A 14,795-nucleotide genomic window follows, 5' to 3' on the forward strand; every position below is an offset into this window, starting at 1 on the left:
GGTTTTTTTTGGGGGGGTTATTCCGCCTCGACGGTCTCAGCGGCTCTCTTGGCCTGCAGCTGGCTGGCCACACTCTCCAGCACGCTGCCGTCCAGCTTGTAGCCGCCCACATAGATCACAAAGGCCAGCACGGTGATGACCGAGGGCACCACGCCCATCAGGACGCGCATGCCCATGATGGTCTCGGCGGTCTGGGGCACGTTCTCCACATAGCCGAAGATGGTCAGGCCCACGCCGATGAGCCAGCCGGCCACGGCGGAAGCGGTCTTGACCAGCAGGGTCTGGAAGGAGGCCACAATGCTCTCGTTGCGGGTGCCCAGCTTGACTTCGCCGTAGTCGATGACATCGGCCAGCATGACGGTGGTGGCGCCCAGGGTCAGGCCGGAACCGAACTTATAGAACAGGCCGCAGACGATGGTGAGAGGAATGTTCTCCGGCGCCACAACGCCCACCGCAAGCAGGCCCAGCAGGCCGATGGCCGGGGTGAAGCTGGCCAGCGCGAACACCGACTTCTTGGACATGAACCGGGAGAACAGGGGGAACAGGAACAGGGCGCCCATCTCCGCCAGGGAGGCCGCCGTGGTGAAATAGGGGAACAGACCGTCATCCATCGTGACGTACTTGAAGTAATACAGCGCCATACCGCCGGCCAGCTGCACAACGAGGTTGTAGGCCAGCACCACGCCGATATACACCTTCAGCTGATCGTTGCCGGTGATGACGTGGATGGCGTATTTCAGAGAGGTGCGCTGGGTCTTTTTGCTGGTGGCAGCTTCCATGCTGCTGCGGTCCCGGGAGAAGATGACCGTGACCATCAGGGTGACCACAAAGACCACAGCCACCACGACGGCGGTGCGGGCATAGCCCTGGGCTTCATTGCCGTTGCCCAGATACTTGATCAGGGCCAGGCCGAAAGCACCCACCAGCAGCCAGGCAGAGCTGGCGAAGATGCGGGGAATGACGGACATGGAGTCCCGCTCCTCCTTGGTGGAGGACATCGAGGGCAGCATGGACCAGTAGGGGATGTCCATGATGGTGTAGGTCATGCCCCAGAGGATGTACATGACCGAATAGTAGGCGTACTGGGCAAAGCCGCTCAGATCCGGGCCCCGGAACAGCAGCACCAGGATGACCGCATTGATGATGGTGCCGATGAAGATCCAGGGGCGGAATTTGCCCCAGCGGGTGCGGGTGTTGTCCACAATGAAGCCCATCATGGGGTCATTCACCGCGTCCCAGACACGGGCCACCAGGAACAGGTTGCCCACAAACAGGGGCGCCAGGCCGATGGTGTCGGTGAGATAGATGGTCAGATAGGTGCTGATCATGGCGTAACACAGGTCCTTGCCAAGGCCGCCCACGCCAAAACACAGTTTCCTTCCCATTGATTGTTTCATGATACGTGATACCTCCATCCATTTCTTTCAAGCCAGTTTTTCGCAGGGGATTTACTGATTTTTTTCAAACTGCACCAGCGCACTGGCGTAGTCGCCGCTCAGGCGCAGGGGCAGTCCGTGACCCATAAGATAGCTTCCGCTCTTGGTGATGTCGCCCTGGGAGGTGTGGAGGGTGTACCGTGCGTTCTCCTCCAGTCCCCGCAGCCGGATGGTGGTGCCGCGGTGGCCCACCTTGCTCTGGGGCAGGAAGGCAAAGAGCACGCCCTTGTCCTCCTTCAGATACTCATACAGGAAATACGAATCGGCGCTGGGATTGTCCAGCCGGTAGAAGGTCCCTTCCTGGATGATGGGCCGGATCTCCTTGTACTGGCGGATCATCTTCTGGGACAGTTCCACTTCCTCCGGGGTGAACTTCAGGATGTTGCAGCCGATCCCCAGGCTGCCCATCATGGCGCTGTGGTAGCGGAAGGTCAGCGGGATCATCCGGCCCGAAAGGAAGTTGGGGCAGTCGGTGACCCAGGCCCGCATGGCCTTGATGGGGTAGATGCGGGAGTAGGAATTCTGGATATACAGCCGGTCGTAGGCATCGGTGTTGTCGCTGGTCCAGAAGTCGTCAAAGATGCCCAGAATGCCGTAGTCGATCCGTCCGCCGCCCGAGGCGCAGGCCTCAAACAGGACGTCGGGATGCTTTTTCTTCAGTGCGGTGACGATGCCGTAGATGACCTGGATGTGCTTGTACCAGATGTCCCGCTGGGGGCCGGTCTGGGAGATGGGGCGGTTGGCGTCCCACTTGATATAGTCGATGTCATACCGGGTGAGCAGGTTGTCCAGCATGTTGTAGATGAACTCCTGCACCTCCGGCTTGGTGACGTTGAGGACATACTGTACCCGGGAGGTATCGGTCACGCGGGTGTCATAGTGATAGATCCAGTCGGGGTGTTCCTGGTAGAGCTGGGCCTTGGGGTTGACCATCTCCGGCTCCACCCAGATGCCGAACTTCATGTCCAGCCCCTTCACGGCGTCGATGAGCTCCTCCAGCCCGTTGGGGAACTTGCCCTCGTTCACATACCAGTCGCCCAGACCGTTCTGGATGCTGTGCCGCTCGCCGAACCAGCCGTCGTCCAGCACGAACAGTTCCGCCCCCAGCTCCTTGGCCTTGTTGGCCAGCTTGATCTGGTCCTGGCAGTTCACATGGAACTCGGTGGCCTCCCAGGAGTTGTACAGCACCGGGCGCAGTCCCTTGCTCATGATATGGTCCAGGGCAAAGCGGTGCAGGTTGTGGGACATCGTCTCAAAGCCGGTGGCCGAATAACCGCAGAGGATGGCCGGGGCGCGCAGGCTCTGCCCCGGGGCCAGCTGCAAAAGACAGTCGTGGGGATTGATGCCCATCTGGACCAGGGTCTCCCCGTAGGGAGTCTGCTCCACCACGCCGCTGAAATTGCCGGTCATCCGCAGCGCCCCGAAAAAGACTTCACCGGTGGTCTCGGTGGCGTCCCGGTCCAGGATGAAGTAGGGGTTGTGGTTGTGGCTGGAGGTGCCCCGGCGGTTCTCGATCAGAATCTTGCCGTAGCTCACCCGCTGGGTGAACTGCTGTTCCTCGGCCCCCCAGTGGCCATGCACATTGGAGAAATTCAGGTTTTCATAGGGAATGTGGAACTGGGCGCTGTGCAGCTGCTCGATCTGGATGGGCTCTTCCATCTCGTTTTTCACCACGACGCTGCGCTCCATCAAATCGTACCGGGGATAGAGCTTGTAGTGCAGATCCATGGTGAAGGCGTAGTGCTCGTCCTTCAGGTGGATCACCAGCTCTTCCCAGTCCTCCCCTTCCTCCAGGTCGTAGCCGCAGTACTGGTACACCAGCTCCCGCGTGCCGTCGGCGAAGGTGGCCTTCAGGCAGTGCTCTTTGTAGCGCAGCCCTCCGTGGACCGGGAACTCCTCCGGCGTGATCTCAAACACCGGGTCGTTGGTGGACACCTCGGTCAGGACGGGCATCTCGAGATCCTCCGCCGAGGTCAGCTTTTTCCCCCAGTACAGATGCCGTACCAGACCCCGGTCGTCAATGCCGAAAGCGTAACTGGTGTTCTCGGTGCTGAGCAGGAATACGTCGTTCTTCGTTCCAACCACAATGCTCATCGCTTATTTCTCCCTGTCTTTCTACGATATTTTTTGCCGGGTTTATACATTTTTTCCGGTTTTATACAATGGCTTTACGTTCTTTTTTCTCTTTCATGAAAATGGTAACACTCAAAATCCCCGGTGTCAACGAATTTACTAATACTTTTACCTATAATCGAGTAAGTTTGTAAAATGTTTACTAAAATGACCTTCGGTATTTATGCAAAAAACGCAGAAGAGAAACTCTCTTCTGCGTCGGATTTTCTGATGATGTCGGGTTACTGGTCCCGCACGCTGCCCCGCTCTTCCAGCCGGCAGGAAATGATGATCTGTTTGGGGTGGGTCTTTTTCTGCCAGAGCTGTTCCAGGCAGATGGCCGCCGAATCGGCGTTTTCCCGCAAAAACACCTCCACCGAGTCCAGAGGCGGCTGGGCCAGCCGGGAAAGGCTGGTGTTGTTGAAGGTGATGATCCCCACATCCCGGGGCACCTGGAACCCGAACTCCCGCAGCGCCCGCAGCAGTCCGGGCGCCACAACGTCGCTGGCCGCAAAGATCGCCCCGGGCAGCTTTTTGCCCTCGCTGAGGTAGGCCCGCATGAGGGCATAGCTGCTGGCCGAGTTCATCTCGCAGTCCAGCACGAGGTCCTCCTCAAAGCAGCCCCGTTCCCGCAGGGTGTTTTTGTAATAGTAAAAGCGGGGGTCCATCGTGAGCTCTTTCTTGGGCCCGAAGGTGTAGACGCTGCCCAGATAGGCGATCCGCTCATACCCGTGCTTCCACAGGCACTGGAGCACCTGCCGCACCGCCAGCTGGTAGTTGGGCACAATGCTGTAATATTTTTCCTCGTCGGGGGTGGAGTCCAGAAAAACCAGGCTCTGGGTGTAGCGGTGGAAATCGTCAATCTCCCCCTGGGTGAACCGGCCGATGGCCACGATGCCGTCCAGGGGCAGATCGTCATTCTTGACAAAATGGCCCTCTTCGTTGCGCAGCAGGGTGCAGGTGCTCCAGTGGCGGGCAAAGCACACCTCATCCAGCACGTTTTTGAGCATCAGATAGTAGATGTCCTCCAAGAGCTGCTGTGTTTCAAACATCTGGGCAATGCCGATCCGCTTTTCCCAGATGGGGGGCTCCGGCGCCTCTTGCTGGTGGGCCGCCTGGTATCGCTGCTGCACGGTCTGATAGCCCAGTTCCTGGGCTGTACGCAGCACCCGCTGCCGGGTATCATCCATCACACTGAGGGTGGGGTCCTGGTTGAGTACCCGGGATACGGTGGCCGGGGAAACCCCGGCCATCCGGGCAATCTCTTTCAGTGTTACCATGACCATACTCCTGTATTCAATCTGCCCGACGGGCAGAAGGTAAATCATCGGTTTTTGGTTTACCAACCATTTTACCGTATTTTGTCCTGGCATACAAGACTTTGTCGGACAAAAGCGGGAAAACTTCCGCCCCGCAACGGGCATCCTGCGGCCGGCGGGGGCGGTTCCGGTTGCATTTGCTCCCGCAACGTGATACGATAACGGCATCTTGCCCGGCTCAGGAGGAAAACCGATGACACTTTTGCAATTAAAATATGTGGTGACGGTGGCCGAAGCCGGCACGATCAGCGAGGCGGCCAAGCGGCTGTATATGGCGCAGCCCAGCCTGACCGCCGCCATCAAGGAGCTGGAAGGCGAACTGGGCATCACGATCTTCAGGCGCACCAACAAGGGCATCCTGCTCACTGCGGAGGGGGAGGAGTTTCTGGGGTACGCCCGCCAGGTGATGGAGCAGACCCGCCTGATCGAGGAACGGTACCTCGGGGCCGCCCAGGTCAAGCACCAGTTCTGTGTGTCCACCCAGCACTATTCCTTCGCGGTGGAAGCCTTCGTGGATCTTCTGAAACGGTATGGCGGGGAGGAATACGACTTCCGCATCCGGGAAACCCAGACCTATGAGCTGATCGAGGATGTCGCAAAGCTGCGCAGCGAGGTCGGGGTGCTCTACCTGAACCGCTTCAATGAAACGGTGCTGCGCAAGACCCTGCGGGAAAACCGTCTGAAATTTCACCGGCTCTTCATCGCCAGGCCCCATGTGTTTGTGAGCAGTTTCAGCCCGCTGGCCGGCAAAAGCGTCGTGACGCTGCAGGACCTGGAACCCTACCCACGGTTATCCTATGAGCAGGGAGAGCACAATTCCTTCTATTTCTCGGAGGAAATTTTGAGCACCCGGGAGAGCAAAAAGGATATTCTGGTTTCCGACCGGGCCACCCTGTTCAACCTGCTGATCGGACTCAACGGCTATACCATCTGCAGCGGCGTCATCAACGAGGAGCTGAACGGCAAAAACATTGTGGCCGTCCCGCTGGCGGTGGACGATGCGATGGAAATCGGGTACATCACCCACAGCCAGGTGGGGCCGGGTCCTTTCGGCATCCGCTATATCGAGGCGCTGAAGCGGTATGCCGTCGGGCAGGACCGCCACGAGTAACACAGCGGTTTGCCATAGACTGCATCTATGGCAAACCACTGTTTTTCGGTATTTTACAGATCTCCGTCCCGCCGGTATACTGAAAAACGGTTCTGACAACAATTTCCGCCGCCTTGTGCGGCGATTCCAAAAGGAGATCCGCAAGATGGAAAAGGTACATACCCCGTTCCGCTATGACTATGTGGGCAGCTTCCTGCGCCCCGAAGCCCTGAAAAAGGCCCGCGCCGCCTATGAGTCGGGCACCATCACGACCTGGCAGCTCAAGGAGGTGGAGGACCGCTGCATCACCGAGCTGGTGGCCCGGCAGAAAGCGGCGGGCTACCACGTCCTCACCGACGGTGAGTTCCGCCGCGCCACCTGGCACCTGGATTTCATGTGGGGCTTTCAGGGCATCGGCCACAGCGCCACCGAGAAAGGCCTTCCCTTCCATGGGGAGGCTGCCAAAATCGACGACACCTATCTGACCGACAAATTGTCGGTGGGGGTGCATCCCTTTGTGGAGCATTTCCGGTTTGTCAAGGCGCTCGAGGATGAGAACACCGTGGCCAAGCAGACCATTCCCGCGCCCGCCCAGTTCCTCGAGCAGCTGATCATGCCGATGAACCTGCCGGACACCCGCAGATTCTATCCCACCGACGAGGCACTCATCGCGGATCTGGTGGCCTGCTACCGCAAGGTGATCGCCGATCTGTACGCCGCCGGCTGCCGGAATCTGCAGTTTGACGACTGCACCTGGGGCTGCTTTGTGGACCCCAAGGCCACGATGTTCTTCGGCACCGACGAGGCAGGGCTGCAAACCCTGCAGGAAGAGTTTCTGCTGGTCAACAATCTGGCCATGGAAGGCAAACCGGAGGACCTGATCATCAATACCCACATCTGCCGGGGCAACTTCCACTCTACCTGGGCGTGCAGAGGCGGGTATGACCGCATCGCCGACCAGGTCTTTGCCCGGGAGAAGGTGGATGCCCTGTATCTGGAATTTGACGATGCCCGCTCCGGCGGCTTCCAGTGCCTCGAAAAGGTCTCGGAGGACAAGAAGGTCGTGCTGGGCCTGGTCACCACCAAGAGCCCCCGGCTGGAAGACAAGGACGCCGTCATCGCCAGAATTCACGAGGCGGCGCGCTATCTTCCGCTGGACCGCCTCTGCCTCAGCCCCCAGTGCGGGTTTGCCTCCTGTGAGATCGGCAACAAACTGACCGAGGAAGAGCAGTGGGCCAAGCTGGCACTGGTCAAGGAGATTGCCGGGGAAGTCTGGGGCTGACCCCGCGCCGTCCTGCCGCAGGAAGTCCTCCCTCTTGCCAACCGCCCGATTTTTTTGTAAGATGGAACCAGAAACGGATTATCAAAGGGAGGATGGGAAATATGACAGAAGAAAACAGGCAGGAACAGGCCCGTCAGGCCTTCCTGGTGGATACGCTCCGCAAACTGCTCGGGCAGGACAGCCCCACCGGCTTTACCGAACACGTCGTGACGGTGGCGCAGGAGATTGCCCAGAAGCAGGGCTTTGCCACCCGGCGGACCAACAAGGGCAACCTGGTGATCACGGTGCCCGGCCGCGAGACCGGCCGCAAGGTGGGGCTCTGCGCCCATGTGGACACGCTGGGCCTGATGGTGCGCTCCATCACCGCCGACGGCATGCTGATGGTCACCAAGGTGGGCGGCCCGCTGCTGCCCACCCTGGACGGCGAGTACTGCCGCATCTACACCCGCGAAGGTAAGGTGTACACCGGCACGGTGCTCAGCCTGTCGCCGTCGGTCCATGTGCAGGACGACGCGGCCACCCGTCCCCGGGACGAGAAAAACATGACCGTCCGCATCGACGAGAAGGTGCACAGCAAGGAGGACGTGCAGGCCCTGGGCATCGCGGCCGGCGACTATGTCTGCTACGATCCCAAGACCATCATCACGGACAGCGGCTTTGTCAAGTCCCGCTTCCTGGACGACAAGGCCAGCGCCGCCTGCCTGCTGACGCTGCTGTGGCAGATGCGCGAGACCGGCACCCGGCCCCGGTTCGATACCTGCTTCACCCTGACCGTCCACGAGGAGGTGGGACACGGCGGCGCCACGCTGCCCACGGTGGACGAACTGCTGGCGGTGGATATGGGCTGCGTCGGCGAGGACCTGAGCTGCACCGAGTACCAGGTCTCCATCTGCGCCAAGGACAGCGGCGGACCCTACGACTATGGCATGGTCAGCCGGCTGGTGGAGCTGGCCAAGGCGCAGGGCGTGGACTACGCGGTGGACATCTACCCCCACTACGGTTCCGATGCCGAAGCCGCCTGGGGTGCCGGCATCGACTGCCGGGCCGCCCTCATCGGCCCGGGTGTACACGCCTCCCACGGTATGGAGCGCACCCATCTCGACGCCCTGAACGCCACCCTGAACCTGGCAGCGCTCTACCTCGAACTCGCCTGATATGACAGCAAAATTCCCCCTTGGTCCGGCCGGACCAAGGGGGAATTTTTGCGAACTGGATTATTTCAGGAAGAACCGCAGCATTTTGTCTTTCTGTGAGGTGTAGGGCTGGTAGCGTACCGGCATATCCAGCCAGGTCTTTTTGTCCACGATGCTGCGCAGGTGGCTGAACGCCTCGAACCCGGTCTTGCCGTGGTAGCCGCCCATGCCGCTCTCCCCGACGCCGCCGAAGGGCATTGCACTGGTGGCCAGGTGGATGATCGTGTCGTTGAGGCAGCCACCGCCGAAATGGCAACGGTCCAGCACCTTGCGCTGCACGGCCTTGTCCTCGCTGAAGAGGTAGAGCGCGAGCGGGTGGGGCTGGGATTCAATGTCGGTGAGCGCGGCGTCCAGATCGGTGTAGGTCAGCACCGGCAGGATGGGTCCGAAGATCTCCTCGCCCATGACGGCGTCCGCCCGCGTCACATCCTTCATGACGGTGGGCGCAATGCGCAGGGCGGCCTCGTCGCCGGTGCCGCCGCAGACCACCTTGGCGGGGTCGATCAGCCCCATCAGACGGCGGTAGTGCTTCTCGTTGATGATTTTGCCGTAGTTTTCATTGGCCATCGGATCGGCGCCGAACTGGGCGGTGATCTCGCGGCGGATGGCGTCGATCAGCGCATCGCGGATGGACGCATCGCAGAGGATATAGTCGGGGGCCACGCAGGTCTGCCCGCAGTTCAGATACTTGCCGAAGACGATGCGCTTGGCGGCCAGGCCGATCTTGGCGGATTTGTCGACAAGACAGGGGCTCTTGCCGCCCAGTTCCAGCACGGCGGGGGTCAGATGCTCGGCGGCGCAGCGCAGCACCTCTTTGCCGACGGCCTTGCTTCCGGTGAAGAAGATCATGTCGAACTTCTGGTGTAGCAGCGCCTGATTTTCGGCGCGGCCGCCGGTGACGACGCAGACATGCTCCGGCGGGAAACATTCGGCCAGAATCTGCTGCAGCACCGCGGCGGTGGCCGGGGCGTAGGCGCTGGGCTTGACGATGGCGGTGTTGCCGGCGGCGACGGCGTCGATCAGCGGGTCGAGGGTCAGCAGCACGGGATAGTTCCACGGGCTCATGATGAGCACCGTGCCGTAGGGCGACGGGGACCGGAAACTCCGCGCCGCAAACTGGGACAGCGGCGTGGGCACCGTGCGCTCCCGCATCAGCCGGCGGACATGGCGGATCATCCAGGTCACCTCGGACAGCGTCAGACCGGTCTCGCACATATAGCTTTCGGTGGCGGACTTGCCCAGGTCGGTCTTGAGGGCGCGGGCGAGATCCGCCTCATGGCTCTGCAGCGAAGCCTTGAGCTTTTTCAGGGCCGCAATGCGCGCCTCGGCGGGCAGGGTGTGCCCGGCAGCGAAATACTCACGCTGCCGTTTGAGAATGGATTGAATTTCCGTTTCCGTCATGGGTGGAAACCTCCTGAACTTGTTTGTACATGTTTTCCAGCTGGTCGGGACCCCACAAGACCGGCACCGGATAAAGCGGGTTGGCCTCGTGGTCGGCGTAGCGCGCCAGCTGCGGAATGTCCTCGGTCCGGATGCCGGGAAGCGTTTCGGGAATATCCATCGCAGCGTTCATCGCGTCAATGCAGGCGATGAATTCCTTGGCGGCAACCTCGTCGCTGGCGTCATTGCTGACGCCGCAGGCGCGGGCCAGCTCGGCCAGCTTCTTCCAGGCGGCGCTGCCGTAGGCTTTCAGCACGATGGGCAGCAGCACGCTGTTGGCCAGACCGTGGGCGATGCCGTACCGCCCGCCCAGGCTGTGGGCCACGGCGTGCACATAGCCCACATAACTCTTGGTGAAGGCGGTGCCGGCCAGGTAGGCGGCGCGCAGCATGTTGGCGCGGGCTTCGCGGTTGTGGCCGTTGAAGTAGGCCTCCGGCAGGTTGGCAAAGATCAGCTGCACGGCCTCAATGGCGGCGGCGCGGGTCCCTTTGGTGGTGGAGCGCCCGATATAGGCTTCCACCGCGTGGGTCAGCGCATCCATGCCGGTGGTGGCGGTCAGCTGCGGGGGCAGGTTGAGGGTCACATCGGGGTCCAGCACGGCGTAATGGGGAATCAGCGAAAAGTCGTTGATCGGATATTTGTGATGAATCTTTTCGTCGGTGATGACGGCGGCCAGCGTCGTCTCGCTGCCGGTGCCGGCGGTGGTGGGCACCGCAATGAGCAGCGGCAGACGGTGCATCACATGCAGCAGACCCTCCATCTTGTCCAGCGATTTCCGGGGCCGGACAATCCGGGCCCCCACGGCCTTGGCGCAGTCCATCGAGGACCCGCCGCCGAACGCAATCAGACCCTGGCAGCCGTTCTCGAGATAGAGCGCGCGGGCCTCCTCCACGTTGGCAACGGTGGGGTTGGCCACGGTGCGGTCATAGACGACACAGCGGATGCCGGCCGCCTTGAGCTCCTGCTCGAGATGCGCGGTCAGACCCAGGCCGTGCACGCCGGCATCGGTGACCAGCATGACGCACCCCACACCGTGATCGCGCAGCACGGCGGGAACACCCCGGACCCCCTCGATCAGTTTGGGCTCACGGTACGGCAGAACGGGCAGTGCGATGCGCATGCCCAGCTGAAAAATACGGCAATAAATCTTCTTGACAACGTTCATTTCTCTCATCCTTTCCCACAATGGACGCTATGATACAGGATAAGACAAAAAGGAAGGAAATGTCAAGTGGAATTTTAGCTAAATATTTTTAAAAAACTGTCAGATTTGACGGAACACCGCAGAGCCGCAGCACCCAACCCCTTCAGGAACGGGCCGCGGCGGCGTTTTTTTCGCATTGGCGGCAGATCTCCTTCCAGCGGTGGGTGTGGTAGAAGGGCAGCATGGCGATCATGCCGGTGACAAAGCTCAGCGAGACGCCGGCCATCGCATACTGGCCCAGCCCGACCGCCGCGAGCAGCCAGGCCGAGGGAATCCGGACCGCCCAGAGGATCAGCACATTGACGATGGTCGGGTAGCGGATTTCGCCGACGCCGTTGAGGTAGCTCATGATGCCGTTGAACACCGCATAGCACCAGGTGAAGGGCAGCACGACCAGAACGTACCGCTGGGCGACCGCGAGCACCGCGGCATCCCGGGTGAACAGGCCGAGCACCGGCCGCCCGAACGCCGTGAGCAGCAGCCCGCAGGTCAGCGTGAAGCCGCCGCAGGCCAGCGGGATGCGCAGCGCCCCCTTGCGCAGCCGGTCGGTCAGGCCGGCGCCGAAGTTCTGCCCCGAAAAGACCGACGCCGCATTCGCGAAGGAGGTGATGGCGATGTTGGCAAGCGAGTTGAGCTTGCCGGCCACCGAGCACCCGGCCACAAAGACCGAGCCCTGGGTGTTGTACAGCGTCTGCAGCAGAAGATGCCCGACCGAGTACAGCGCGCTGTTGAGCCCGAGCGGCACCCCGACGCGCAGGATCTCGCGCAATGTGTCGGGGTCATGGCCGGCCGGCAGGATCGGAAAGCGGAGTTCCGGCAGATGCCGGCGCAGATAGAACAGGCTGAATCCCCAGGAGAGCATCATCGCGGCGGTGGTGGCGAGCGCCGCGCCGCCGACGCCCATCCCGAACCCGCCGACAAACGCGAGGTCCCCCGCGATGTTGACGGCGCAGCTCACGACCAGCATCCACAGCGACGCGCGGCTGTTGCCCAGCCCGCGCAGGATGCCGGCGTTGAGGTTGTAGCCCATGTTGCCCAGACACCCGAGCGTCGTGATCCGCAGATAGAGCACGGCATTGTCCCAGGCGTCGGCCGGCACCTGCATGAAGCGCAGCAGCAGCGGGCCGAGCAGCAGCCCCGCCGCGGTCAGCGGCAGGGCGGTCGTGTAGAGCAGCCAGACCGCCGTGCGGGTCAGTTTGCGCTGGCGGTCGGCATCGCTGCGGCCGGCCGCCTGCGATACCAGAATCGAGACCCCCGACCCGATGCCCAGAAAGATGCAGAGCAGAATCTCGAGCGGCTGGGAACTTGTCGCCACAGCCGCCAGCGCCGAGGCATCACAGAAGTTGCCGACCACCAGCGTGTCGACGGTGCTGTAAAGCTGCTGCAGCACGTTTCCGGCACAGATCGGCAGGGCGAACCGGACGGCGGTGGTCAGAATGGGTCCCTGCGTCATATCGACGCGGGTTGCGGTACGGGACATGGGCAAGCGCCTCCTTCAGGCAGAACGGCAAAGAACCGGGCATCCGCGCCCTTTGCCGTTGGGTTCCCCGCGGCAGCGGGGAAAGTTTGCAGGCCGATGAAAAACAGGCAGCCGGTCAACGGACCGACTGCCTGTTCCATTCAGAAAAGGAAGGGCTGCCGCAGCGGGCCGGCGTTATGCCCGGGGCAGCGGGAAGGTGCTGCCGCCGTGGGGCATCAGGATGGTTTCTACCCCGTCCAGACTGCCGCCGTTGTCCTGCGCGGCCAGCGCCAGCGCCTCATCCAGCGTGCGGGCCGCCTGGATTCTGGTACGCCCGAACCGCTCGGCGGGAAGATCCGTGACCAGAATCAGATGGTACTTCTCCGCCGTCTCGGCAAAGAGGAAGCCCACAAATCCGCCGATGGAGAAATGGGCCCGCAGCGTTTTCTCGCGCGCTTCCATCGAGTCAAAGTCGCAGATCTGGGCTTCGCAGTCCGGATCGCCGAACCCCTCCCGGCACTCGGACAGCAGGATCATCGTGCCGCCCGGCGCAACGGCCGCCAGGGCATTGGAGAGGGTCTTGGAGGTCTGGTAGAGGTTGATGTCTTTGGGGTAGCCGCCCGCACTGGCAATCACCAGCGGGGCGCGGTGGGGAATGGAAACACCGTCCAGCTGCTCCACGGCCTTGGCCGCCGCCGCGTGGGCCAGCCGCCAGTCCCCGGCAAAGGCGCCGACGATCTGGTAGTTGTCGTCCACGATGACGTTGAGCAGATAAGCGGGCTTGGCAAAAGCGGCGCACTCCATCAGGTCGCTGTGGAAGGGGTTGTCCTCCGTCATGTTGCCGTTGCAGGCCCGGGGATTGGAGCCGCTGCCCAGCCCCTTGTTCAGGGCGTTGTTGTGGTTGGTGTTGATCGTTTCGCGCCCCGCAATGCCGGGCACGATGGACTTGCGGCCGCCGCCGAAGCCCGCCAGGAAATGGTAGACCACGCCGCCGGTCAGGATGATCTTGTCGCAGGCCATCGCGTAGCTGTTCAGCCACACCGGCGTGCCGCGGCTGGTGGTTCCCAGATAGGTCAGATGCTCCTTGTCGTCGCACTGGTGATCCAGGAACCGGATGCGGCGGTAAAGATCCTCCCCCACCAGGGAAATGTGCTCCTCCTCGGTCTGCCGGCGATGGGTGCCGGTCGCGCAGAGGATCAGGATGTCCTGGTCGGGAATGCCGGCCCGGTTGAGCCGTTCCACCAGAATGGGCAGGTAGGTGCTGGGCTGCTGCCAGCGGCGGGTCACATCGGAGATGACGATGCAGACCTTGTCCCCGGGCCGGACGGCCTCCTCCAGGGGACCGGCGCCGATCGGGTGATCCAGGGCGTACTCAATGTGTTCCCGCACACTCCGTTTGGGAAAATCCACCGGGTTCGCGTGCACCTCTGCCACAATCTGCCGGGGGTCCAGGGACACGGCAAACGCAGTATCGCTGTATTTCATGCTTTCCATACAATTTCGCCTTCTATCATCTGGATGTTGCAAAGCAAAGGGATCTACCCATGATGGTAGCACTTTACAGCGTAAAAATCAAGGAAAGCAGGGGACTGTGTTTGGCCGGCAAACCGGGCGGTTGAACCGCCGGAGCGTTTCCGGTACAATACAACCAGACCGAAAACCGGGATGTTACCATCCGTTGCTTGCCTGCAACGGCGGATGGCGGGTATACTGGACCCGGAACAGGAGGAACAACCATGCTGGAGCAAAAAATCCGGACGCGGCGCAAAGCCAGGGGCCTCTCCCAGCAGGAGCTGGCCGACCGCCTGCACGTTGTCCGTCAGACGGTTTCCAAGTGGGAAAACGGATTGTCGGTGCCCGATGCCGGGATGCTTGTCCGCATCGCCGGGGCGCTGGACACGACGGTGAATGATCTTCTCGGCGAGGAGGAGCCGGAACAGGGCCGGGACCTGGCCGCGGAGCTGGAAGCGCTCAACCGGCAGCTGGCCGAGCGGGCGGAACGCAGCCGCAGGCGCTGGCGGGCCTTCTTTGCGGCGGTGGGAATCCTGGCCCTGTGCGGGGCCGTGATGCTCGCCGCGGGCCTGATCCGGCAGCTGCCGGCGGCGCAGCTTCTTTCCGGTGCGCCGGTCATCGGCGGCGCCGACAGGGCCACCGGCATCTGGGTCGTCCGCCCGTCGGGACCGTGGCTGCCCCTGCTGCTGACGGCGGGCGCGGGCCTGGCGGCGGTGGCGGGACTGTGGAAGACCCGGAAAAAATAGAA

The 14,795-nt window shown here is 61.9% G+C and carries 11 protein-coding genes; 4 read left to right on the forward strand and 7 right to left on the reverse strand.

Translation table 11 applies throughout. From position 1 onward, the window contains the following. Positions 1-17 precede the first annotated feature (17 nt). From melB to U0L91_RS03675, 3 genes are all read right to left on the reverse strand, one after another. Positions 18-1,397 carry a melibiose:sodium transporter MelB gene (melB, locus tag U0L91_RS03665; protein ID WP_330044878.1) on the reverse strand — a complete coding sequence of 460 codons (1,380 nt, stop codon included), beginning with the start codon at positions 1,395-1,397 and terminating at the stop codon, positions 18-20. A 51-nt stretch (positions 1,398-1,448) separates the two neighbouring features. Continuing rightward, positions 1,449-3,530, reverse strand: a complete 2,082-nt coding sequence (locus tag U0L91_RS03670) for an alpha-galactosidase (protein ID WP_330044879.1) — start codon at positions 3,528-3,530, stop codon at positions 1,449-1,451. Positions 3,531-3,790: 260 nt separating this feature from the next. Next, a complete protein-coding gene (locus U0L91_RS03675; protein ID WP_330044880.1) occupies positions 3,791-4,828 on the reverse strand; it encodes a LacI family DNA-binding transcriptional regulator in 1,038 nt (345 codons plus the stop codon). 232 nt (positions 4,829-5,060) lie between these two features. On the opposite strand from U0L91_RS03675, the gene U0L91_RS03680 reads away from it, so the two are divergent. The 3 genes from U0L91_RS03680 to U0L91_RS03690 all read left to right on the forward strand — a co-directional run bounded on the left by U0L91_RS03680 (position 5,061) and on the right by U0L91_RS03690 (position 8,393). Beyond that, positions 5,061-5,978, forward strand: coding sequence for a LysR family transcriptional regulator (locus U0L91_RS03680; protein WP_330044881.1), 918 nt, complete (start codon positions 5,061-5,063; stop codon positions 5,976-5,978). 145 nt (positions 5,979-6,123) lie between these two features. Then, the gene (locus tag U0L91_RS03685; protein WP_330044882.1) at positions 6,124-7,239 is read left to right on the forward strand and encodes a 5-methyltetrahydropteroyltriglutamate--homocysteine S-methyltransferase; all 1,116 of its coding nucleotides are present in this window, start codon (positions 6,124-6,126) and stop codon (positions 7,237-7,239) included. Positions 7,240-7,340: 101 nt separating this feature from the next. Continuing rightward, positions 7,341-8,393: a M42 family metallopeptidase gene (locus U0L91_RS03690; protein ID WP_330044883.1), complete on the forward strand. Its 1,053-nt coding sequence runs from the start codon at positions 7,341-7,343 to the stop codon at positions 8,391-8,393. A 60-nt stretch (positions 8,394-8,453) separates the two neighbouring features. Here the strand turns inward: U0L91_RS03690 and U0L91_RS03695 are convergent, their stop codons facing one another. The 4 genes from U0L91_RS03695 to U0L91_RS03710 all read right to left on the reverse strand — a co-directional run bounded on the left by U0L91_RS03695 (position 8,454) and on the right by U0L91_RS03710 (position 14,029). Continuing rightward, complete coding sequence (locus tag U0L91_RS03695) at positions 8,454-9,833, reverse strand: aldehyde dehydrogenase (protein ID WP_330044884.1); 1,380 nt, start codon at positions 9,831-9,833, stop codon at positions 8,454-8,456. Then, on the reverse strand, positions 9,790-11,046 hold the full coding sequence (locus tag U0L91_RS03700; protein ID WP_481804514.1) for an iron-containing alcohol dehydrogenase: 1,257 nt from the start codon (positions 11,044-11,046) through the stop codon (positions 9,790-9,792). The genes U0L91_RS03695 and U0L91_RS03700 overlap by 44 nt, the downstream gene beginning before the upstream one ends. Before the next feature lie 133 nt (positions 11,047-11,179). Then, the gene (locus U0L91_RS03705) at positions 11,180-12,556 is read right to left on the reverse strand and encodes an MATE family efflux transporter (RefSeq protein WP_330044886.1); all 1,377 of its coding nucleotides are present in this window, start codon (positions 12,554-12,556) and stop codon (positions 11,180-11,182) included. Between the two features lie 174 nt (positions 12,557-12,730). Further along, a complete protein-coding gene (locus U0L91_RS03710; RefSeq protein WP_330044887.1) occupies positions 12,731-14,029 on the reverse strand; it encodes a lactate racemase domain-containing protein in 1,299 nt (432 codons plus the stop codon). Between the two features lie 242 nt (positions 14,030-14,271). Here U0L91_RS03710 and U0L91_RS03715 point away from each other — a divergent pair, with 242 nt between their 5' ends. Beyond that, positions 14,272-14,793 (forward strand): helix-turn-helix domain-containing protein, encoded by a 522-nt coding sequence (locus U0L91_RS03715; protein ID WP_330044888.1) that lies wholly within the window; start codon positions 14,272-14,274, stop codon positions 14,791-14,793. Positions 14,794-14,795 lie beyond the last annotated feature (2 nt).

This window comes from Gemmiger sp., assembly GCF_036306485.1.
Classification (GTDB): domain Bacteria; phylum Bacillota; class Clostridia; order Oscillospirales; family Ruminococcaceae; genus Gemmiger.